Raw genomic sequence first — 20,155 nt, 5'->3', positions numbered from 1 at the left:
ACGCGCGTCATCAACCAGGGGATTCGCATGTCCGACTACCTGTTCTACCAATCCGCCGTGCGCCTGCCGACCGTCTCGCACGCCCAGGGCATCTATGCCTGGGACGAGCACGGCCGGCGCTACCTGGACGCCTGCTCCGGGGCCATCGTCGCGCAGCTCGGCCACGGCCATCCGGCGGTGCGCGAGGCGATGCTGGCGCAACTGGACAAGGTCGCCTTCGCCTACCGCACCCAGTTCGAGAACCAGCCCGCGCTGGACCTCGCCGAGCGCCTGGTGAACCTCACCGGCCAGCGCTTCGACCGGGTGTTCTTCTCCTCCGGCGGCTCCGAGTCGGTGGAGTCGGCGCTGAAGATCGCCCGCCAGTACTGGTACGCCAAGGGCGAGCCGCAGCGCGGCATCTTCATCAGCCGCAAGCCGGCCTACCACGGCTCGACCATGGGCGCGCTGGCGATGACCAGCTACACCCCGCTGACCCAGCCCTTCGAACCGATGTTCCAGCACTACCCGAAGATCGCCTCGCCGACCCAATACCGCGTGCCCGCCGGCCTGAGCGCCGAGGCCCACGCCATCGCCTGCGCCGACGAGCTGGAAGCGGCCATCCTGGAAGTCGGCGCGCACAACGTCGCCGCCTTCATCGCCGAACCCATCGGCGGCGCCAGCACCGGCGCCGAAGTACCGCACGACGTCTACTTCCCGCGCATCCAGGCGATCTGCAAGCGCCACGGCATCCTGCTGATCCTCGACGAAGTGATGACCGGCATCGGCCGCACCGGCCGCTGGTTCGGCTACGAGCACTGGGACGTGCAGGCCGACATCCTGTGCCTGGCCAAGGGCCTGGGCGCTGGCTACTACCCGGTGTCGGCGGTGCTGACCCGCGCCGAACTGACCGACCCGATCCTGGCCTCGGGCGGCTTCCAGCACGGCTACACCTACGCCGGCAATCCGCTGGCCAGCGCCACCGCCCTGGCAGTGATCCAGGCCATTGAAGACGAAGGCCTGGTCGCCAAGGTGGCCGAGAACGGCGCCTACCTGCTGGAACGTCTCAAGGCCCTCGGCGCGCGCTACGACTTCGTCGGCGACGTGCGCGGCCGTGGCTATCTGCAAGCCGTCGAGTACGTTGCCGACCGCGAGAGCAAAACGCCCTTCCCGCTGGCCGCCAACGTCAGCGACAGCATCACCCGCCTGGCCCGCGAGCGCGGCCTGATCATCTACCCGCGCCGCTCGCTGATGGGCGAACAGGGCGACCACACGCTGATCTCCCCGCCGCTGATCACCACCCGCGAACAGTGCGACGAAATCGTCGAACTGCTCGGCGCCACCTTCGACGCCTTCCAGGCGCAGCAGGCCGGCCGATGAACAAGCAGTGCTCGCTGCAGCAAGCCATCGCCGAGGTGCCGAACGGCAGCCGCATCATGGTCGGCGGCTTCGGCTCGCCCGGCACGCCGTTCTCCCTGCTGGAAGAACTGGCGCGCCAGGGCAAGCGTGACCTGACCATCATCAAGAACGACGCCAACCAGGACGGCTACGGCGTCTCGCGGCTGATCGAGGCCGGGGCGATCCGCAAGATGATCACCACCCACCTGGGCCTCAGCGGCGCGGCGCGCAAGGCTTACACGGCCGGGCAACTGGAGGTGGAGTTCGTCTCCCAGGGTCTGTTCGCCGAGCGCATCCGCTGCGCCGGCGTGGGCCTGCCGGCCTTCCTCAGCGACATCGAGATTCCCGAGGAGCTCGGCGAGCGGCGTCAGACGGTCACCCTCGATGGCCGCCAGCTGTACGTCGAACCGGCGCTGCGCGCCGACTACGCCTTCATCGCCGGGCATTGCGCGGACCGCGCCGGCAACCTGCGCTACCACGGCAGCGCGCGCAACTTCGGCCCGCTCATGGCGATGGCCGCCGACCGCGTGATCGCCGAGGTCTACGACCTCAGCGAAGAGGCGCTGCCGGCGGACAGCATCCACACCCCCGGCATTTTCGTTCACCACCTGGTCGCCGTAACAAGGAGCTCCCATGAGTACCAGCCCATCCCTCGCTGACCCGCGGGAAATCATCGCCCGCCGGGCCGCCGGGGAAATCCGCGACGGCCAGCTGGTGAACCTCGGCATCGGACTGCCGACGCTGATTCCCGGCTACGTCCCGGACGACATCCAGGTGTGGATTCACTCGGAGAACGGCATCGTCGGCGTCGGCCCGCAGGCCGGCGAGCACAACCTCGACGCCGAGCTGATCGACGCCGGCGGCGGCTACGTCACGGTGGTGCCGGGCGGCGCCATCGTCGACAGCGCCACCTCCTTCGGCATCATCCGCCGCGGCCTGCTCGACATCACCTTCCTCGGCGCCCTGCAGGTTTCGCAGCACGGCGACCTGGCCAACTGGCTGGTGCCGGGCAAGATAGTCGCCGGCATCGGCGGCGGCGCGGAGCTGGCGCAGAAAGCCCGCCAGGTGATTGTGACCATGCCGCACTGCGACAAGGACGGCCGCGCCAAGATCGTCGCACGCTGCGACCTGCCGCTGACCGCGCGCCGCTGCGTGACCCGGATCATCACCGAGCACGCGGTGTTCGACATCGACGCCGAGGGCCTGCTGCTGCGGGAAATCCTCAGCGACCTGAGCCTTTCGCAACTGCAAGCGATCACCGCGCCCTTCCGCGACGCCCGCCCCTGACCCGGACCGCCACCATGACCTCGACTTCTTCCCCGGCGTACATCGCCGGCTACACCCGCACGCCCATCGGCCGGGCCTATCGCGGCGCGTTCAACGACACTGACGCCCCGACCCTGGCCGCCTTCGCCCTGCGCGGCGTCCTGCAACGCAGCGATATCGACCCGCAGCTGATCGACGACGTGATCCTCGGCTGTGCCCTGCCCGAGGGCTCGCAGTACTACAACATCGGCCGCATGGCGGCACTGGCAGCGCAGCTGCCGGTGCGCACCCCCGGCATGACGGTGGACCGCCAATGCGCGTCCGGACTGATGTCGGTGGCCATCGCCAGCCAACGCATCCTGGCCGGCGACGCGGACCTGATCCTGGCGGGTGGCGTGGAGTCCATCAGCCTGGTGCAAACCCCGCACATGAACGCCTACCGACGCCAGGATCGCCAACTGCTGGAACGCCTGCCGGCGGCCTACATGCCGATGGTGGAAACCGCCGAAGTGGTCGCCACGCGCTATGGCGTCAGCCGCGAGGCGCAGGACGCCTATGCCCTGGAAAGCCAGCGCCGCGCCGCTGCGGCGCAGGCCCGTGGCCTGTTCGAAGCAGAGATCGCCACGGTACGCACCGTTCAGCGCATCGAGGATCGAAGCAGCGGCGAGCAATCCTTCGTCGAGATCGACGTGGCACGGGACGAATGCCCCCGCCCCGCCACCACAGCCGAAGGCCTGGCGGCGTTGTCGCCGGTGTTCGAGCAGGGCTCGGTCAGTGCCGGCAACGCCTGCCCGCTGTCGGATGGCTCCGCCGCCTGCCTGGTGGTTTCCGAAGCACAGTTGCAGCGCCACGACCTGCAACCGCTGGGGCGCCTGGTCAGTTGCGTGGTGGAAGGCTGCGCGCCGGACGAGATGGGCATCGGCCCGGTGCCGGCGATCCGCAGGCTGCTGCAACGCTGCCGGCTGACGATCGATGACATCGACCTGTGGGAAATCAATGAAGCCTTTGCCTCGCAGGTCGTGTACTGCGCGCAGACCCTGGGCCTTGCGGCCGAACGCCTGAACGTCAACGGCGGCGCCATCGCCCTCGGCCATCCTTACGGCATGAGCGGCACCCGACTGGTCGGCCACGCGCTGCTCGAAGGGCGTCGCCGCAATGCGCGCTACGTCGTGGTCAGCATGTGCATCGGCGGCGGCCAGGGCGCCGCGGCGCTGTTCGAATGCCTATGAGCCCGGCATAGAAAAAGGCCCCGCAAGCGGGGCCTCTTCCTGCACGCCGGCTCTTCGGGCCGTTACAGGGAATCCAGGTAACGTTCCACGTCCAGCGCGGCCATGCAGCCGGCGCCGGCGGAGGTGATGGCCTGGCGGTAGACGTGGTCAGCCACGTCGCCAGCGGCGAATACGCCGGGAATGTTAGTCGCCGTGGCATTGCCCTCGCGGCCGCCGTTGACCACCAGATAGCCGTCCTTGAGTTCGAGCTGGCCTTCGAACAGCGAGGTGTTGGGCGTGTGGCCGATGGCGACGAACAGGCCGTCCACTTTCAGTTCGGACGTTTCGCCATCGTTGTGGCGCAGGCGCACGCCGGTGACGCCCATGGCGTCGCCCAGCACTTCGTCGACTTGGGCATTCACCCGCAGCTCGATCTTGCCCTCGGCGACACGGGCACGCAGTTTGTCCTGCAGGATTTTCTCGGCGCGGAAGCTGTCGCGGCGATGCACCAGGGTGACCTTGCTGGCGATGTTGGCCAGGTACAGCGCCTCCTCCACGGCGGTATTGCCGCCGCCCACCACCGCCACTTCGCGGTTGCGGTAGAAGAAGCCGTCGCAGGTGGCGCAGGCGGATACGCCCTTGCCCATGAATTTCTCTTCCGACGGCAAGCCCAGGTAGCGCGCGCTGGCACCGGTGGCGATGATCAGCGCATCGGCTGTGTAGGTGCCGCTGTCACCCTTGAGCACGAACGGCTTGCCGGCCAGGTCCACGCCGTGGATGTGGTCGAAGACGATCTCGGTCTCGAAGCGTTCGGCGTGTTCCTGCATGCGCTGCATCAGCGCAGGGCCGGTGAGGCCGTGAGCGTCGCCGGGCCAGTTGTCCACCTCGGTGGTGGTGGTCAGCTGGCCGCCGGCCTGCAGGCCGGTGATCAGCAGCGGCTTGAGGTTGGCGCGGGCGGCGTAGACCGCGGCGCTGTAGCCGGCCGGACCGGAACCCAGAATGATGACCCGCGCGTGGCGACTCTCGGACATTGCAGCCTCCTGATGCTCAGTTGAAGAACGACGCTCCGTTGAAGAACGCCGGGCAAAAGAAAAGGGAGCTGCCAAAGTACCAGGGGGAAGGTTGGAAGGAACGGCAGCTCCTCTGAAAAGTTTCTCGCGCGGGACCGCATGGCCTGGAGACCTTCGACAATGCGGTGTGGCCTGAACCACGGAACCCATTGTCCTGCAGAATCTCCAAGTCCCCTTGAGATAAGTCATGCAGTTCCGGATTAGCTCCGGCTGACCTGATATGGGTCAAGACGCTCCGGGTTGACCCTCGAACTCGTTCGATTAGACATGGCGCGCAGCTTACCGCCGCGTCCGGGTTCTGTAGAAATGGCCAATCTCAATGCCGTCCATAGGCCATGCCTATGTCACCGGCAGCTACCCACGGGCTGTCTAGAATCAAGCAAATCCCATGATTACCAGTCTCCCCATGAATCTACGCGCTCGCCTGCTCCTGCTGTTCCTGCCCCTGTTCGCCGCCAGCCTGGCCGGGGTATGGATGCTGTCGGACATGATCCTGCTCGACCGCTTCGACCGCGGCGATCGCCAGCGCCTGGCCGATGAGGTGCGCATCGTCCAAAAGCGCATTGCCTTCGAGAAGCAGCGCTTCCTCGACATCGCGCGCAGCTATGCCTGGTGGGACAGCAGCTACGCCTTCATGCAGCACCCCAATGCGAAATTCATCGCCGACAACCTCGAAGTCGACATGCTCGGTATCCTCGGCTTCGACTATGTGCTGTACGTCGACCAGAAGGGCCGGATCGTCGGCCAGCAATGGAGGCTCGACGACCTGCCCAGCCGCTTCCCCGGGACGTCCACGCCGCACCCTTATGTCCTGCAGCGCGACATCCTGAAAACCGCCCTCGACCTTGGCGCCCTCGACATCGCGGGCGATGCGCGGCACAGCATCGACCAGCTGGTGCAGATCGACGGCGTGCCGCAGCTGCTGCTGAGCTATCCGATCAGCGACAGCGCCGGCCGCGCTGAACCCGCCGGCGTGCTGATCGCCGGCGTGCTGTTCGACAAGCAGCGGACGGCCGCCCTGGAAGACCAGATGGGCGCGCGCCTGCGCCTGGCCGACGATGCCCGCCCCGACAGCAGTTGGCGGCCACTGAGCATCCCCAACAACCGTGGCGCCACGCTGCTCAGCCCGCGCCAGTTGCTGGGCAAGAACAAGCAGCAGATGTCGCTGCTGTACCTGAACTCCAAGGGCCAGCCGCAGATGCGCGTCGAGGTCACCAGTCCCAGGCCGCTGTACGTGCAAGGCCGGCAATCGATCCGCCTGTTCCTCTACCTGGCCCTGGCGCTGCTCGCCACCGCCCTGCTGCTGGCTTACCTGGCGCTGGAGTTCTGGATCATCCGCCGCGTGCGCACGCTCAACCACGAGGTCTCCAGCATCGGTCCGGACGATAACCAGCAACGCCTCGGCAGCCTCGGCGACGATGAACTCGGCCGGCTCGCCGGCGAGATGAACCACATGCTCGACCGCCTGGAGAAGAGCGAAGCGCGGGACCGGGCGATCCTCGATGCGATCCGCGACGGCTACTTCGAGATGGACCACAAGGGCGTCCTGCTCACCGTCAACGCCGCGCTGTGCCGGATGCTCGGCTACACCGCCGAGGAGATCGTCGGCCGTCACTACAGCCTGCTGCTGCTCGAGGAGGACGCGCAGCGCGCGCAGGCACTCTACGTGCAGGTGCGCGACGACCAGCGCGAGACGACCTTCTCCGCCCCCTTCAAATGCGGCGACGGCCGCCTGCTCAACTGCGAGACGCGCTCCTCGGCGATCCGCGACCACCAGGGCAAGTTCACCGGCTTCCGCGGCATCCTGCGCGACATCAGCCAGCACGTCGCCTACCAGAACCAGTTGATCGACCTGGCCTTCCGCGACGCGGTGACCGGCCTGGGCAACCGCAAGGCATTCGACGAACAGTTGCCCGCCGCCATCATCCGCTGCGAACGGATCGCCCTGCTGTACATCGACCTCGACCGCTTCAAGCAGGTCAACGACCGCTTTGGCCACGCCACCGGCGATGCCCTGTTGGCCGCCGTCGGCGACCGCCTGCACAACAGCCTGCGCCAGCCGGACCAGGCGTACCGCCTGGGTGGCGACGAGTTCGCCGTGCTCCTGGAAAACGCCGAGCCGTCCCAGGCCGAAAGCCTGGGCATGCGCCTGCTGCGGGTGCTGGGCAGCCCCTACGAGCTGAACGGCCAGAGCATCGACTTCGTCACCCCGAGCATCGGCATCGCGTTTTATCCACAGGACGCGGGCGACGCCGAGGCCCTCACCCGCGCCGCCGACACCGCCATGTACCAGGCCAAGCAGGAGCGCAACCGCTGCCAACGCTTCAACCGCACCTGAGCCGTCACACACCCGGCAAAACAGACGGCTCGCCGGTCCTTCGCCGGGTCTGCTAAGGTCGCAACCGCTTTACCCCTGGAGAGTCCCCTGGAGAGTCCCATGTCTACCCTGAGCGGCCCGCAATACCTCAGCGAAGGCCTGAAACTGATGATGCGCCCCGGCCTGCGGCTGTTCGTGCTGTTGCCGCTGAGCATCAACCTCATTCTGTTCGTCGGCCTGATCGGCTTCGCGGTCAGCCAGTTCAGCCACTGGGTCGACGCGCTGATGCCGAGCCTGCCCGACTGGCTGAGCTTCCTGCAGTTCATCCTCTGGCCGCTGTTCGTCGCGCTGGTACTTTTGATCGTGTTCTTCACCTTCACGATGATCGCCAACCTGATCGCCGCGCCCTTCAACGGCTTCCTCGCGGAAAAGGTCGAAGTGGTGGTGCGCGGCACCGACGACTTCCCCGAATTCAGCTGGGGTGAACTGATGGCCATGGTGCCGCGCACCCTCGGCCGCGAACTGCGCAAGCTCGGCTACTTCCTGCCGCGCGCCCTCGGCCTGTTCATCCTCAGCCTGATCCCCGGCCTGAACCTGGTCGCCGCGCCGCTCTGGCTGCTGTTCGGCGTGTGGATGATGGCCGTGCAGTACATCGACTACCCGGCGGACAACCACAAGCTGGGCTGGAACGAGATGCTCGCCTGGCTGCGCGAGCGGCGCTGGGCCTGCATGGGCTTCGGCGGCATCACCTACCTGGCGCTGCTGATCCCGCTGGTCAACCTGGTCGCCATGCCCGCCGCCGTAGCCGGCGCGGTGCTGTTCTGGGTGCGCGAGGGCGGAGACAAAGCGCTGGTGAAATAACCCTCTTCACTGCAGGAATCGTCCGATCCAATCGAGTAGGCGCTGACCTCGCTGGTCGACTGGTCTCCAATGAGAACCCCAGCGTCTACCCGGCTTTCACCATGCGCCAGAATCTGCTCCTGCTGCTCACCCTCCCCTTGTCCGGCGTCATGGCCGACGATTACGACAGCCGTTTCAGCAGCGCCTACGGCGCCCAGGATGCCGCCACCGACTCATTGATATCGCACGACATTCGCGCAGGCGGCGCGCAAGTGCCAACTTTCTCCAGCGCGGAGGCTCCCGCCCTGCCGGTCGACTCGCGGCCGAAGAACAGCATGAGTTTTCACGTGGCACCGGACGGTTCGCTGATGCGCGACGACAATGCCGTACCACGGACCGGCAACCTCAGCATCGACGCCGACGAGACCCAGCAGCGCGCCAACTGCGAACGCATCCGGCAACGCATGTCCGATCGGCAGAAAGCCCTGTCCCCCGCGCTCACCTGCGACTGAACCGCTGTCACCTATCGATCATCGCATTGTCATCGGCGCGCCACTGCGCGCCATGACACTGCGCTCATGACCACGACTCCCCTGCGCATTGCGCTGATCAGCGAAACCTTTCCGCCGGAAATCAATGGCGTTGCCAACACGCTCGGCCGATTGGCTGCCGGGCTGTTGCGCCTGGGGCATCAGATCCAGGTGGTGCGCCCGCGGCAGCAGAGCGACGGCGGCCGCCACAGCGACGCCGAACTGGTGCTGACCCGGGGCTGGCCGCTGCCGGGCTATCCGGGACTGCAATGGGGTCAGTCGTGCCTGCACAAGCTGCTGCGCCACTGGAAGGGGGTGCGCCCCGACGTGCTCTACATCGCCACCGAAGGCCCGCTCGGCCTGGCCGCCCTGCGCGCCGCACGGCGCCTGCGGATTCCGGTGATCAGCGGCTTCCACACCAATTTCCAGCAGTACAGCGCGCACTACGGCTTCGGGCCGCTGATGCGCCTGGTGACCCTCTACCTGCGCTGGTTCCACAACCGTACCCAGCAGACCCTGGTGCCCAGCGTCAGCCAGTCGCTGGAACTGCAACGGCGTGGCTTCGAACATCTTGCGCAGCTTTCGCGAGGAGTCGACAGCCAGCTGTTCCAGCCCGGCCGGCGCGATGACGCATTGCGCCGCGAATGGGGCCTGGGTGAGCGCGACATTGCCGTGCTGCACGTGGGTCGGCTGGCGGCGGAAAAAAACCTGTCGCTGCTGGGCAGCAGTTTCCGCGCGCTCTGTGCGGCGCACCCACAGCGCAAGCTGCGCCTGGTCATCGTCGGCGACGGACCGCAACGCGCCCATCTGCAGAAGGAGCTGCCAGAAGCCATATTCTGCGGCCTGCAACGCGGCGAGGAGCTGGCGCGGCACTACGCGAGTGGCGACCTGTTCCTCTTCCCCAGCCTGTCGGAGACCTTCGGCAACGTGGTGCTTGAAGCACTGGCCTCGGGGCTGGCGGTGGTGGCCTTCGACCAGGCGGCAGCAGGGCAGCACATCCGCCATGGGCACAACGGCGTGCTGGCGAGCCCGGGGGACAACCAGGGCTTCTTCGAGGCGGCCAGCTGGCTGCTGGAAGACCCCGAGCGCTTGCGCCGGGTGCGCCTCAATGCTCGCCACCACGCCAGTCATCAGGCCTGGGACGCGGTGGTGGAGCGCTTTGAAAGTTATCTACAGGAAGCCTGTCGCCTGGCGCTTCACGGTGAGACCTCCACCGGCCTGGGACCGGTGGGAGGGTCCTCCCTGCACAAGTGAGGCTCAGGCGAAGGGTATCGGCTGCGCCGCGAACGACAGGCTCATGGCTCCCGCACCCAGGTTGATGCCGCCGGTGGGGCTGAGCATCGCCAGGTGGACCTGTATCCCCTTGGCCTCGCAGGCCGCTTCCAGCGCGGCGAAGCCCGGCAGGTCGCGCAGTGCGGAAGGATCGCCGGCATAGCTCAGGCACATCTGCGGCGCCAGCAGCTCGCCCGCCTCCACCCGCGCGCGGGCGAAGTTGAGCAGGCGCTCGGCGGACTTCTCGTAGTTCGGCGAAACCGACACCGGCTTGTCCTCGCCCTGCACCAGGCTCAGCACTGGCTTCATGTCGAGCATCGAACCGATGCCGAGGAAGGCGCCACGCAGACGATCGCCGATGCTGCTGCGGTCACCCTTCTGGAAGCCCCGGCGACGGATGTGCCCCAGGTCGCTGGCGACCAGGAAGGTGTTCATCTGCTGGCTGAGCTGCTCCAGGCGGGTGCGCACGGCGTTGGGATGCTGGTCTTCGCCGAGCAGGCGCACGCCTTCGGCGGCCAGCACGGCGAGGCCGGCGAACACCGTCTGGCTGTCGATCACCCGCAGTGCGAAAGGCCCGGCGATACCGGCGGCAGCACGGCGCTCCTTGTAGCTCTGCAGCAGGCTGAAGGAGGCCTGGGTGGCGTGCTCGAAAATCGGGCTGCGCTGGCTGGTGACGGTCAGGCAGATGACGTAATCGAAATCGGTGACCAGTTGTTCCAGGAACCAGTCGTGGGTCTGCGCCGGCGTCAGCGGCTCGCTGCCGTCCTCGGGGCCGACCTTGGGCAGGTCCTGGGAGTAGAACTTGAGGGTGGTGTCGGGATCGCGATCATCGACGATGCGGCGCTCGCCCAGGCGAATGCCGATGGGCAGGACGCGAATGTTGTTGGCCGCGAGAAATTCGGGGGGCAGGTCGCAGGTCGCATCGACCACCAAGCCGATCCGCATGGCTTACTCCTATGGCCGTATCCCGGCCTATTGTTGTGTGAACGCGGTCATACAATGCCCGTTTCAGACCCTGAAGTCAGCATGCGGAAAGGTGGGTCTCGGAAAAGATTTGTAAACGCCTAGGACGGGGCTTTCAGAGCATTCACGCAATCAATGACTCGTCATAATCATGGCGATGGTCGGGGATGTTCTGTAGGAGCGAGCTTGCTCGCGAACATGCTCCGCAGCGGGGGCGGTTCGCGAGCAAGCTCGCTCCTACGAAAAGCCAAAAGCCCCAGGCACCGATGGCGCCTGGGGCTTTCTCAGATCAACGCGTCGCGAATCAGGCCAGCGACATCAGTGCCTCGCGGCTGAACGGCTTGATGTCGGCCAGGCGGCCGTCACGCACCTTCAGCGCCCAGTCCGGGTCGACCAGCAGGGCGCGGCCGACGGCAACCAGGTCGAACTCCTGGTTGTTCAGGCGCTCCAGCAGACCGTCGATGCCCGAGGGTTGGGCGACTTCCTCGGTGTTGCCGAAGAAGGCCAGGAACTCGCTGCCGTCCAGGCCGACGTTACCGACAGTGATGGTCGGCTTGCCGGTGAGCTGGCGGGTCCAGCCGGCCAGGTTGAGGTCGGAGCCTTCGAACTCCGGAATCCAGAAGCGGCGGGTCGAGCAGTGGAAGATATCCACACCGGCGTCCGACAGCGGCTTGAGGAAGGCTTCCAGCTCCTGCGCGGTCTGCACCAGGCGGGCGCTGTAGTCCTGCTGCTTCCACTGGGAGTAGCGGAAGATGATCGGGTAGTCGGGGCCGACGGCCTCGCGCACGGCCTTGATCAGTTCGATGGCGAAGCGAGAACGGTTGGCCAGGCTGCCACCGTATTCGTCGGTGCGCTGGTTGCTGCCGTCCCAGAAGAACTGGTCGATCAGGTAGCCGTGGGCGCCGTGGATTTCCACGCCGTCCATGCCGATGGCCTTGGCGTCGCGGGCGGCCTGGGCGAAGGCGGCGATGACGTCCTGGATGTCTTGCTGGGTCATTTCATGGACCAGCACCTTGCCGTCCTTGACCTTGCCGCTGGGGCCATAGCCCGGAACGCTGGCGTCCGGCTCGGTGCCCAGGCGGCGCACGGCGCCGACGTGCCACAGCTGCGGGACGATCTTGCCGCCTTCGGCATGCACCGCGTCGACCACCTGCTTCCAGCCGGCCAGGGCGTCTTCACCGTGGAAGCGCGGCACGTTCGGGTAGCCGTTGGCGGCCTTGTGGTCGACTGTGGTGCCTTCGGTGATGATCAGGCCGACACCGGCAGCGGCGCGGCGGCGGTAGTACTCCACCACCTGGGCGTGAGGTACGCCGCCCGGACTGAAGTTGCGGGTCATCGGCGCCATCACGATGCGCGTGGGCAGTTCCAGGTCGCCCAGGCGGAAGGGCGAGAACAGGGTGTCTACGGATGCGGTCATTGAAGTCTCCATGACGGCCAGGCGACCGGTCGTCTCATTCTTTTATGAAGGGCTATGAAGGGTTGGGATGACTCAGGCAGATCAGGCCTGCAGCAGGTGCTCCAGGCGTTCGATGAAGCGTTCCACGGGCTTGAGCGAGGCGCTGACTTTCATCCGCGCCAGCACGCCCTGCCAGGCGTTGCCGATGAACTCGGCAAGGTGCTCGACATTCTCCGCGGCCGGCAGCTCACCGGCGCGCTGGGACTCGGCGAGGCAGCCGCACAGCGTGTCGATGGATTGCTGCAGGATGCCGTCAATGCGCGCGGCGATGGCCGGTGACAGCTCGGCCATCTCGTAGCTCAGGCTGCCGATGAGGCAGTGGTACTCGAGCTTCTCCTGGCGGGCGAAGTGCGCCAGCAGCTCGCGGTAATAGGTGAGGATGCGCGCACGCGGCCCCAGCGCCGGGTTGCCCAGGGCTTCGGCGTAGCGCGCCAGGCGTGGCGCGTAGAGGTGCTCAAGGGCCTGCAGGGCGAAGTCTTCCTTGCTCTCGAAATAGTGATAGAAGGAGCCCTTGGGGATGCCGGCGGCCTGGACGATGTCCTGCACGCCGGTGCCGTGGTAGCCGCAACGGGTCATCGCCAGGGAGCCCTTGGCGAGGATCAGGTCGCGCTTGTCGAGTCGGATACTGTTCATGGGGAACGAGAATATGACCGGTCGTCTCGCTTTCCCAGCATCATTGATCGCGGTGATTTTCCCTCAGAAGCGGATCAGCGAAAGGCGGGGTCATCCAGCAGTTCCGCAACGCCTTCGCAGAGCAGTTCGCGCAGGCGGGCCACAACCGCTTCGGGCTCGGCCTCGCTGCGATGCAGGCACAAGCCCAGCGGCGCCATGGCCGGCAGCCCGGCGCGCTCGGGATCGAGCCGCTCGACGCTGCCCGGCAGGCCGATGGGCGTGCGCAGGCCAATGCCCAGCCCGGCCGCGACCGCCGCCCAGATGCCCGACAGCCCAGCACTGGTGAACGCCACGCGCCAGGCGATGCCGGCGCGGTCCAATGCTGCCGTCGCCGCGCTGCGCAGCAGGCAGGGCGCCTCCAGCATCACCAGCGGCAGCGGCTCCGCGCCGGGCACCGACACGCTGTCGGGCGCGCCGATCCAGCATTGCGCCACGGCGCCGATGCGCTCCATGTGCGCCGTGCGCTCACCGGTTTCCCAGGCCAGCGCCAGGTCCAGCTCACCATTGCGCACGCCTTCGATCAGTTGCTGATTGCGTGCCGTGCGCACCTCGATGCGCACCTTCGGATGGGCACGGGCGAAGCGGGCCAGCACGGCGGGCAACAGGGTTTCGCCGAAGTCTTCCTGCAGGCCCAGGCGCACCCGCCCCTCCAGAACGCCACCGCGAAGGGCGCCGGCGGCTTCGTCGTTCAATTCCAGCAGGCGGCGGGCGTAGGCCAGCAGCGTCTCGCCCGCCTCGGTCAGCACCATGCCGCGGCCTTCACGGCGCAGCACCGGCGTGCCGGCCTGCTCCTCCAGCTTCTTCAGCTGTGCGCTGACGGCGGACGTGGAGCGCCCCAGGCGATCCGCCGCGCGGGCGAAGCTGCCCAGCTCGATGCCGGTGACGAAGGTGCGCAGCACGTCCAGGTCGAAGTTGATGCGAGCCATGGCAACCATCCTGATTAATCGAACTATCGATCAAATATTTCCCGATTTTCCGAATCAAGCTGCCGCGCTAGCCTGGAATCGTCAATCACCAACCGAGGAGCGGCACCATGCCCACCGTTCGCATCTCACTGCGCAAAGGCAAGCAACCGCAATACCTGCGCGAGCTGGCCGATACCGTCTACGACGCCATGCACGAGGCGTTCAACGTGCCGGAAGGCGACCAGTTCGTGATGATCCACCAGCACGCGCCGGAGGAATTCATCTACAACCGCCACTACCTCGGCGGGCCGCGCAGCGACGATTTCGTATTGATCGCCATCACCATTGGCAGACCAAGGGACTCGCAGACCAAGCAGGCGTTCTACCGGCGCTTGAACGCGCTGCTGGGCGAACGCCTGGGGATAGCCAGCGAGGACGTGATGGTGCAGATCACCACCAGCGAGGCGGATGACTGGTCCTTCGGCGGCGGCCGCATGGGCGTACTGACGCGCCCCGACGAGGTCAGTGCCAGCTGACGCGCTGCTCCAGCGGGAAGCGCAGGCGCGGGTTGTAGACACCGTTGTCGGCGGCGCGGCCCACCGCCAGCAGCATGATCGGCACGGCGCGGCGGGGAATCTGCAGCACCTTGCGCAGCCGCACCTCGTCGAAGCCTTCCATCGGGCAGCTGGCGAAGCCGTGGCTCTGCAGGGCGAGCATCAGGTTCTGCGCCGCCAGCGCGGTGGACTTCGCCGCCCACAGGCGCATCTCGGCGTGGCTGTTGGGCTGGCGCATCAGCGCGCGACGCAGGCCGACGAAGGCGTAGAGAGCGCGCTTGAACCACCCGCGCAGGCCGAACGCGCCCTGGTTGTACTGGAAAGGCGCGGTGCTTTCGTAGAAATGCCGGACCTTCGCCGGCACCTGCGGCTCGGGCCACTGATCGAGGATCGCGGCACAGGACTCACGCCAGGTATCCGGCCGCGCCAGCACGGCGATCAGCACCGGCGCCGTGCGTGCCGCGTTCTGCCCCAGGCACACCGGCACCAGCTGGCGCCGCAGCTCGGCATCGCGGATCACCTGGAAGCTCCACGGCTGCAGGTTGCAGGCGTTAGGCGCGACCACCGCCTGCTCCAGGCAATCGCGCAGCACCGCGTCCGGCACCGGTTCATCGAGGAAACGGCGTACCGAACGGCGCTGCTCGATCAGCGCGCGCAAGGCATCGGGCGTGGCGGGCAGGCAGGACGACTCGGCGGCGAAACGGCTCATGGCGGGCTCCCGGATAAGGTCGCCCGATTAAGCCGCCGTGCCAGGCGCCGAACAAGTCGAGTGGGAGAAATGCCGGCGGGATTGGCGCAAGCGCCCTCTCCCGCCGGAGAGGATCAGGCGCCCAGCGCCTTCTCGATCGCATGTACCAGTGCGGGGTCATCCGGCGCGGTGCGCGGGCTGAATCGCGCCAGCACGCGGCCATCCGGGGCGAGCAGGAACTTCTCGAAGTTCCAGGTGATGTCGCCGGGGAACTCGGCGCCCTCGCCGGCCAGCAGCCGGTAAAGCGGATGGCGTTCGGAGCCGTTGACGTCCAGCTTGGAGGACATCGGGAAACTGACCCCGTAGTTCAGTGAACAGAACGACTGGATCTCGGCTTCGTTGCCCGGCTCCTGCCCGGCGAACTGGTTGCACGGCAGGCCGAGCACCACGAAACCCTGATCCTTGTATTGCTGATAAAGACTCTCCAGACCGGCGTACTGCGGAGTCAGGCCGCACTTCGAGGCGACGTTGACCACCAGCACGACCTTGCCCTTGAGCGGGGCCAGCGGCAGATCCTGGCCGTCGAGACCTTGCAGCGTCAGACCGTGAACAGCGCTCATTGCTTGCTCCTTGAAGAGGTAGGCACAACGTGCCCGCGCAGCAGGGGCGGACAGCGCGTCCGTCTTCTGCGCAATCCCAATCGATGCGGGAAAAAATGCCCTGGCTTGGTTGCATGAGAAAGGCGCCCGAAGGCGCCTTTCTCAGATTGAGCGTAGCAGCTCAATGATGGCTTCACCGGTCAGCGTACGACCGGCGGAAGCGATCAGTGGTGGTGACCACCTTCGCCGTGGACGTGGCCATGGGCGACTTCTTCGGCGGAAGCGTCGCGGATGTCGACCACTTTCACCTTGAAGTTCAGGCGCTGGCCGGCCAGCGGGTGGTTGCCGTCGACGATCACGTCGTCGCCGTCGATGTCGCGGATGGTGACGATCTGCATGCCGCCGTCCGGAGCGGAAGCGTGGAACTGCATGCCGACTTCCAGCTCGTCCACGCCTTCGAACATTTCACGGGTCAGGGTGGCGACCAGTTCGGCGCTGTACTCGCCGTAGGCGTCGGCCGGCTCGATGGTGACGTCCAGCTCGTCGCCAACCTGCTTGCCTTCCAGGGCCTTTTCCAGGCCGGCGATGATGTTGTGGGCACCGTGCAGGTAGACCAGCGGAGCGCCGCCGGCGGAGCTGTCGATGACCTCACCTGCGTCGTTGGTCAGGGTATAGTCGATGGAAACCGCCTTGTTGGCCGCGATCTGCATGGTACGAAACCTTTCTGATATAGAAGTTGAGCGCGCAAGTTTACGCTGCGACGCCCCCGAATGCGACCCGAAGACGGACGGACGGGATCACGCGGACGCCCCGCGCCTGCTTGACTTTCATCAGGATGAAGACGGCCACTGGGTGGCAGTCTTGTCCTGCGGACATACCCAGCACCTGAGGCACCAACCGCCCTGGCAATCCCGGCTCTGGGTGCTGGACCCGCAGCAGCGCAAGGCGCAGATAGGCCGGCTTTTTCCCTGCGGCTGGTGCGCCAAGGAACAGAACAGCGACAAGGAGTAGGCATGCCGGCACGCAACATCCTGGTGATCAACTGCGGCAGTTCTTCGATCAAATTCGCCCTGGTTCGAGAGGGGCGCGACGACTTCATCCTCCATGGCCTGGCCGAACGCCTCGGCTCCACCGGCGCCAGCCTGCGCTGGCAGGGCGAGGGCGATGCGCAGCCACAGACCCTGGAGCTGCCCGGCGGCGACCACAAGGTCGCCCTCGCCCGCCTGCTGCCGCTGGTGAACGAGGCCGCCCAGGGCGAGCTGCACGCCATCGGCCACCGCGTGGTACACGGCGGCGAACGCTTCACCCAGGCCTCGCGCCTGGATGACGAAGTCTTGAGCGCGATCCGCGAAACCTCGCCGCTCGCGCCGCTGCACAACCCGGCCAACCTCTTGGGCATCGACGCGGCCATGGCGCTTTACCCGGACCTGCCGCACATCGCCGTGTTCGATACCGCCTTCCACCAGAGCCTGCCCGAGCGCGCCTACCGCTACGCCATCCCCGAGCCGCTGTACCGCGAGCAACACGTACGCCGCTACGGCTTCCACGGCACCAGCCACCGCTACGTCAGCCACATGGCGGCGGAAATGAGCGGGCTGGCGGTGGGCGACAGCAACTGGCTGTCGGCGCACCTGGGCAACGGCAGCTCCACCTGCGCCATCGCCAACGGCCAGAGCCGCGACACCAGCATGGGCCTGACCCCGCTGGAAGGCCTGATGATGGGCACCCGCTCCGGTGACGTCGATCCGAACCTGCACAGCCACCTGGCGCGCACCCTGGGCTGGAGCCTGGAGAAGATCGACCACATGCTCAACTACGACAGCGGCCTGCTCGGCCTGTCCGGCCTGTCCAACGACATGCGCACCCTGGAGCACGCCCGCGAGCAGGGCCACGCCGGCGCGGCGCTGGCCATCGAAGTATTCTGTTACCGATTGGCCAAGTCCCTCGCCTCGCTGACCTGTGCGCTGCCGCGCCTGGACGGCATCATCTTCACTGGCGGCATCGGCGAGAACTCGGCATTGGTGCGCAACCTCACGGTGAAGCACCTGCACGTGCTCAACCTCGAACTCGACGGCGAAGCCAATGCCCGCTGCGTAGGTGGGGTCGGCGGACCGATCCATCTGCCCGGCCATCCCCGGGTGCTGGTGATCCCCACCAACGAGGAACGGCAGATCGCACTCGACACCCTGGCGGTCCTCGACTGAAGATTCACGGAACATGTTCAAAGGTGTTGCCCCACAAGGGCGGCGCTTTTTCCCGCACGGCTTAAGGAGCCCGGATGCACACCTTCTTCCTCGCACCGACCGGTTTCGGTGTCGGCCTGACGTCCACCAGCCTGGGCCTGATCCGCGCCCTGCAACGCGCCGGCCTGAAAGTCGGCTTCTTCAAGCCCATCGCCCAGCCCCACGCCGGCGACGACGGTCCGGAGCGCTCCAGCGAGCTGGTCGCCCGCACCCACGGCCTGGAGGCCCCTGTCCCGCTGTCCCTGGCCAAGGTCGAGCGGATGCTCGGCGACGGCATGCTCGACGAGCTGCTGGAAGACATCGTCGGGATGTTCAACCAGGCGGCAGAAGGCAAGGACGTGATGATCGTCGAGGGCATGGTGCCGACCAAGCACGCCAGCTATGCCGCGCGCATCAACGGGCACCTGGCGCGCAGCGTGGACGCCGAGGTGATCCTGGTGTCGGCGCCGGACAACGAGACGGTGAAGGAGCTGTCCGACCGCATCGAGATCCTCGCCCAGCTGTTCGGTGGCCCGCGTGACCCGAACCTGGCCGGCCTGATCGTGAACAAGGTGCGCGGCGGTGAAAGCGACGACGCCCCCCGCGATGCCGAAGCCGCCGCCCGCCTGTTCGGCGAACGCTTGAAAGAGCACTCGCCGCTGCTGCGCGACGGCGACGTACGCCTGCTCGGCTGCATTCCCTGGCAGGACGAGATGAACGCGCCGCGCACCCGCGACGTGGCCGACCTGCTGGACGCCAGCGTGCTCAACGCCGGCGACTACGAACAGCGCCGCGTGCAGAAGATCATCCTCTGCGCGCCCTCGGCGCCGAACACCGTGCACCTGCTCAAGCCCGGCGTGCTGGTGGTGGTGCCGGGCGACCGCGACGACATCATCCTCGCCGCCTGCCTCGCCGCCATGAACGGCGTGCCGCTGGCCGGCCTGCTGCTGTGTTCGGGCCTGATGCCGGACGCGCGGATCATGGAACTGTGCCGCAGCGCGCTGCAGAGCGGCCTGCCGGTGCTGACAGTGAAGACCGGCTCCTTCGACACCGCCGGCGACCTGTCGCGAATGAACAAGGAAATCCCGGTGGACGACCGCGAGCGCGCCGAGCGCGTCACCGAGTTCGTCGCCGGGCATATCGACTTCGAGTGGCTGAAGGACCGCTGCGGCGCGCCCCACGAGCTGCGCCTGTCACCGCCGGTGTTCCGCTACCAGCTGACCCAGCGCGCCAACCGCGCGGGCAAGCGCATCGTCCTGCCCGAGGGCAGCGAACCGCGCACCGTGCAGGCGGCCTCGATCTGCCACGCGCGCGGCATCGCCCGCTGCGTGCTGCTGGCCAAGCCCGATGACGTGCAGGCCGTGGCGCAGATGCTCGGCATCGTGTTGCCCGATGACCTGGAGATCATCGACCCGGACCTGGTGCGCAGCCGCTACGTCGAGCCCATGGTCGAGCTGCGCAAGGGCAAGAGCCTGAATGCGCCGATGGCCGAGCAGCAACTGGAAGACAACACGGTGCTGGGCACCATGATGCTCGCCCTGGACGAAGTGGACGGGCTGGTCTCCGGCGCCATCCACACCACCGCCAACACCATTCGCCCGGCCCTGCAACTGATCAAGACCGCACCGGGCTACAACCTGGTGTCCTCGGTGTTCTTCATGCTGCTGCCCGACCAGGTGGTGGTCTATGGCGACTGCGCGGTGAATCCCGATCCTTCGGCCAGTGACCTGGCGGAGATCGCCCTGCAAAGTGCCGACTCCGCGCAGGCCTTCGGCATCACCCCGCGGGTGGCGATGATCAGCTACTCCACCGGCGACTCCGGGACGGGCGCAGATGTCGACAAAGTACGCGAAGCCACACGCATCGCGCAGGAAAAACGCCCCGATCTGTTGATTGATGGCCCCTTGCAGTATGATGCCGCCGCCATCGCCAGCGTCGGCCGCCAGAAGGCGCCCGACAGCCCGGTGGCCGGACGCGCCAACGTGTTCGTGTTCCCCGACCTGAACACCGGGAACACCACCTACAAGGCCGTCCAGCGCAGCGCCGACTGCGTCAGCATCGGGCCGATGCTGCAGGGCCTGCGCAAACCGGTGAACGACCTGTCGCGCGGCGCGCTGGTGGACGACATCGTCTACACCATCGCACTCACCGCGATCCAGGCCGACAGCGGCAAGGACGGCTGACAACCACGGCACGAGGATGTGCCCGAGAACGCTTCA

Annotated in this window: 20 protein-coding genes; 12 read left to right on the top strand and 8 right to left on the bottom strand. The window is 66.9% G+C overall.

From position 1 onward, the window contains the following. Positions 1 to 27 precede the first annotated feature (27 nt). Genes ACNFBT_RS00905 through ACNFBT_RS00890 form a run of 4 tightly spaced genes read left to right on the top strand, consistent with a single transcriptional unit; the run spans position 28 to position 3,869 of the window. Positions 28 to 1,356 (top strand): aspartate aminotransferase family protein, encoded by a 1,329-nt coding sequence (locus ACNFBT_RS00905; RefSeq protein WP_416745615.1) that lies wholly within the window; start codon positions 28 to 30, stop codon positions 1,354 to 1,356. Further along, positions 1,353 to 2,033: a CoA transferase subunit A gene (locus ACNFBT_RS00900; protein ID WP_416745613.1), complete on the top strand. Its 681-nt coding sequence runs from the start codon at positions 1,353 to 1,355 to the stop codon at positions 2,031 to 2,033. Before ACNFBT_RS00905 ends, ACNFBT_RS00900 begins: the two co-directional genes overlap by 4 nt. Continuing rightward, positions 2,008 to 2,661, top strand: a complete 654-nt coding sequence (locus ACNFBT_RS00895; protein ID WP_416745611.1) for a 3-oxoacid CoA-transferase subunit B — start codon at positions 2,008 to 2,010, stop codon at positions 2,659 to 2,661. The genes ACNFBT_RS00900 and ACNFBT_RS00895 overlap by 26 nt, the downstream gene beginning before the upstream one ends. A 14-nt stretch (positions 2,662 to 2,675) precedes the next feature. Continuing rightward, positions 2,676 to 3,869, top strand: coding sequence for a thiolase family protein (locus tag ACNFBT_RS00890; protein WP_416745609.1), 1,194 nt, complete (start codon positions 2,676 to 2,678; stop codon positions 3,867 to 3,869). 62 nt (positions 3,870 to 3,931) lie between these two features. Here the strand turns inward: ACNFBT_RS00890 and trxB are convergent, their stop codons facing one another. Further along, positions 3,932 to 4,879, bottom strand: a complete 948-nt coding sequence (gene trxB, locus ACNFBT_RS00885; protein ID WP_416745607.1) for a thioredoxin-disulfide reductase — start codon at positions 4,877 to 4,879, stop codon at positions 3,932 to 3,934. Positions 4,880 to 5,324: 445 nt separating this feature from the next. On the opposite strand from trxB, the gene ACNFBT_RS00880 reads away from it, so the two are divergent. The 4 genes from ACNFBT_RS00880 to ACNFBT_RS00865 all read left to right on the top strand — a co-directional run bounded on the left by ACNFBT_RS00880 (position 5,325) and on the right by ACNFBT_RS00865 (position 9,859). Then, entirely contained in the window at positions 5,325 to 7,256 is a 1,932-nt protein-coding gene (locus ACNFBT_RS00880; protein ID WP_416745605.1) for a diguanylate cyclase domain-containing protein, read from the top strand. Between the two features lie 99 nt (positions 7,257 to 7,355). Beyond that, on the top strand, positions 7,356 to 8,096 hold the full coding sequence (cysZ, locus tag ACNFBT_RS00875; protein ID WP_416745603.1) for a sulfate transporter CysZ: 741 nt from the start codon (positions 7,356 to 7,358) through the stop codon (positions 8,094 to 8,096). A 101-nt stretch (positions 8,097 to 8,197) separates the two neighbouring features. Further along, entirely contained in the window at positions 8,198 to 8,587 is a 390-nt protein-coding gene (locus ACNFBT_RS00870; RefSeq protein WP_416745601.1) for a hypothetical protein, read from the top strand. Positions 8,588 to 8,653: 66 nt separating this feature from the next. Next, positions 8,654 to 9,859 carry a glycosyltransferase family 4 protein gene (locus ACNFBT_RS00865; RefSeq protein ID WP_416745599.1) on the top strand — a complete coding sequence of 402 codons (1,206 nt, stop codon included), beginning with the start codon at positions 8,654 to 8,656 and terminating at the stop codon, positions 9,857 to 9,859. Between the two features lie 3 nt (positions 9,860 to 9,862). On the opposite strand, the gene ACNFBT_RS00860 is transcribed toward ACNFBT_RS00865, so the two are convergent. The 4 genes from ACNFBT_RS00860 to ACNFBT_RS00845 all read right to left on the bottom strand — a co-directional run bounded on the left by ACNFBT_RS00860 (position 9,863) and on the right by ACNFBT_RS00845 (position 13,894). After that, positions 9,863 to 10,822, bottom strand: a complete 960-nt coding sequence (locus ACNFBT_RS00860; RefSeq protein ID WP_416745598.1) for a DegV family protein — start codon at positions 10,820 to 10,822, stop codon at positions 9,863 to 9,865. A 322-nt stretch (positions 10,823 to 11,144) separates the two neighbouring features. After that, positions 11,145 to 12,257 carry an NADH:flavin oxidoreductase gene (locus ACNFBT_RS00855; RefSeq protein ID WP_416745596.1) on the bottom strand — a complete coding sequence of 371 codons (1,113 nt, stop codon included), beginning with the start codon at positions 12,255 to 12,257 and terminating at the stop codon, positions 11,145 to 11,147. A gap of 81 nt (positions 12,258 to 12,338) precedes the next feature. Then, on the bottom strand, positions 12,339 to 12,929 hold the full coding sequence (locus tag ACNFBT_RS00850) for a TetR/AcrR family transcriptional regulator (RefSeq protein WP_416745594.1): 591 nt from the start codon (positions 12,927 to 12,929) through the stop codon (positions 12,339 to 12,341). 74 nt (positions 12,930 to 13,003) lie between these two features. Next, positions 13,004 to 13,894, bottom strand: a complete 891-nt coding sequence (locus ACNFBT_RS00845; protein ID WP_416745592.1) for a LysR substrate-binding domain-containing protein — start codon at positions 13,892 to 13,894, stop codon at positions 13,004 to 13,006. Between the two features lie 107 nt (positions 13,895 to 14,001). Between ACNFBT_RS00845 and ACNFBT_RS00840 the strand changes: the two genes are divergently transcribed. Beyond that, on the top strand, positions 14,002 to 14,409 hold the full coding sequence (locus tag ACNFBT_RS00840) for a tautomerase family protein (RefSeq protein ID WP_416745590.1): 408 nt from the start codon (positions 14,002 to 14,004) through the stop codon (positions 14,407 to 14,409). Here the strand turns inward: ACNFBT_RS00840 and ACNFBT_RS00835 are convergent. The 3 genes from ACNFBT_RS00835 to ACNFBT_RS00825 all read right to left on the bottom strand — a co-directional run bounded on the left by ACNFBT_RS00835 (position 14,396) and on the right by ACNFBT_RS00825 (position 16,424). After that, positions 14,396 to 15,136, bottom strand: a complete 741-nt coding sequence (locus tag ACNFBT_RS00835) for a nitroreductase family protein (RefSeq protein WP_416745588.1) — start codon at positions 15,134 to 15,136, stop codon at positions 14,396 to 14,398. The two genes, ACNFBT_RS00840 and ACNFBT_RS00835, sit on opposite strands and share 14 nt — an antisense overlap. 113 nt (positions 15,137 to 15,249) lie before the next feature. Beyond that, the gene (locus tag ACNFBT_RS00830; protein WP_416745586.1) at positions 15,250 to 15,735 is read right to left on the bottom strand and encodes a glutathione peroxidase; all 486 of its coding nucleotides are present in this window, start codon (positions 15,733 to 15,735) and stop codon (positions 15,250 to 15,252) included. Between the two features lie 203 nt (positions 15,736 to 15,938). Then, positions 15,939 to 16,424: an FKBP-type peptidyl-prolyl cis-trans isomerase gene (locus ACNFBT_RS00825; RefSeq protein WP_416745584.1), complete on the bottom strand. Its 486-nt coding sequence runs from the start codon at positions 16,422 to 16,424 to the stop codon at positions 15,939 to 15,941. On the opposite strand from ACNFBT_RS00825, the gene ACNFBT_RS00820 reads away from it, so the two are divergent. From ACNFBT_RS00820 to pta, 3 genes are all read left to right on the top strand, one after another. Continuing rightward, positions 16,393 to 16,725 (top strand): DUF3565 domain-containing protein, encoded by a 333-nt coding sequence (locus tag ACNFBT_RS00820; protein ID WP_416745582.1) that lies wholly within the window; start codon positions 16,393 to 16,395, stop codon positions 16,723 to 16,725. The genes ACNFBT_RS00825 and ACNFBT_RS00820 overlap by 32 nt on opposite strands. A 2-nt stretch (positions 16,726 to 16,727) precedes the next feature. After that, positions 16,728 to 17,918 (top strand): acetate kinase, encoded by a 1,191-nt coding sequence (locus tag ACNFBT_RS00815; RefSeq protein ID WP_416745580.1) that lies wholly within the window; start codon positions 16,728 to 16,730, stop codon positions 17,916 to 17,918. A gap of 74 nt (positions 17,919 to 17,992) precedes the next feature. After that, positions 17,993 to 20,119 (top strand): phosphate acetyltransferase, encoded by a 2,127-nt coding sequence (gene pta, locus ACNFBT_RS00810; protein WP_416745578.1) that lies wholly within the window; start codon positions 17,993 to 17,995, stop codon positions 20,117 to 20,119. Positions 20,120 to 20,155: the final 36 nt, after the last annotated feature.

The sequence above is a fragment of the Pseudomonas sp. NY15181 genome (assembly GCF_048068055.1).
Taxonomy (GTDB): Bacteria; Pseudomonadota; Gammaproteobacteria; order Pseudomonadales; family Pseudomonadaceae; genus Pseudomonas.
Note: the sequence above shows the minus strand (reverse complement) of the source record. Positions and strands in the feature narration are given on the sequence as shown.

Bases quoted from the DNA above. Each gene is read 5' to 3' on its own strand.
- ACNFBT_RS00905 (WP_416745615.1), top strand. From the start codon at position 28: ATGTCCGACTACCTGTTCTACCAATCCGCCGTGCGCCTGCCGACCGTC.
- ACNFBT_RS00900 (WP_416745613.1), top strand. From the start codon at position 1,353: ATGAACAAGCAGTGCTCGCTGCAGCAAGCCATCGCCGAGGTGCCGAAC.
- ACNFBT_RS00895 (WP_416745611.1), top strand. From the start codon at position 2,008: ATGAGTACCAGCCCATCCCTCGCTGACCCGCGGGAAATCATCGCCCGC.
- ACNFBT_RS00890 (WP_416745609.1), top strand. From the start codon at position 2,676: ATGACCTCGACTTCTTCCCCGGCGTACATCGCCGGCTACACCCGCACG.
- trxB (WP_416745607.1), bottom strand. From the start codon at position 4,879: ATGTCCGAGAGTCGCCACGCGCGGGTCATCATTCTGGGTTCCGGTCCG.
- ACNFBT_RS00880 (WP_416745605.1), top strand. From the start codon at position 5,325: ATGAATCTACGCGCTCGCCTGCTCCTGCTGTTCCTGCCCCTGTTCGCC.
- cysZ (WP_416745603.1), top strand. From the start codon at position 7,356: ATGTCTACCCTGAGCGGCCCGCAATACCTCAGCGAAGGCCTGAAACTG.
- ACNFBT_RS00870 (WP_416745601.1), top strand. From the start codon at position 8,198: ATGCGCCAGAATCTGCTCCTGCTGCTCACCCTCCCCTTGTCCGGCGTC.
- ACNFBT_RS00865 (WP_416745599.1), top strand. From the start codon at position 8,654: ATGACCACGACTCCCCTGCGCATTGCGCTGATCAGCGAAACCTTTCCG.
- ACNFBT_RS00860 (WP_416745598.1), bottom strand. From the start codon at position 10,822: ATGCGGATCGGCTTGGTGGTCGATGCGACCTGCGACCTGCCCCCCGAA.
- ACNFBT_RS00855 (WP_416745596.1), bottom strand. From the start codon at position 12,257: ATGACCGCATCCGTAGACACCCTGTTCTCGCCCTTCCGCCTGGGCGAC.
- ACNFBT_RS00850 (WP_416745594.1), bottom strand. From the start codon at position 12,929: ATGAACAGTATCCGACTCGACAAGCGCGACCTGATCCTCGCCAAGGGC.
- ACNFBT_RS00845 (WP_416745592.1), bottom strand. From the start codon at position 13,894: ATGGCTCGCATCAACTTCGACCTGGACGTGCTGCGCACCTTCGTCACC.
- ACNFBT_RS00840 (WP_416745590.1), top strand. From the start codon at position 14,002: ATGCCCACCGTTCGCATCTCACTGCGCAAAGGCAAGCAACCGCAATAC.
- ACNFBT_RS00835 (WP_416745588.1), bottom strand. From the start codon at position 15,136: ATGAGCCGTTTCGCCGCCGAGTCGTCCTGCCTGCCCGCCACGCCCGAT.
- ACNFBT_RS00830 (WP_416745586.1), bottom strand. From the start codon at position 15,735: ATGAGCGCTGTTCACGGTCTGACGCTGCAAGGTCTCGACGGCCAGGAT.
- ACNFBT_RS00820 (WP_416745582.1), top strand. From the start codon at position 16,393: ATGGAAACCGCCTTGTTGGCCGCGATCTGCATGGTACGAAACCTTTCT.
- ACNFBT_RS00825 (WP_416745584.1), bottom strand. From the start codon at position 16,424: ATGCAGATCGCGGCCAACAAGGCGGTTTCCATCGACTATACCCTGACC.
- ACNFBT_RS00815 (WP_416745580.1), top strand. From the start codon at position 16,728: ATGCCGGCACGCAACATCCTGGTGATCAACTGCGGCAGTTCTTCGATC.
- pta (WP_416745578.1), top strand. From the start codon at position 17,993: ATGCACACCTTCTTCCTCGCACCGACCGGTTTCGGTGTCGGCCTGACG.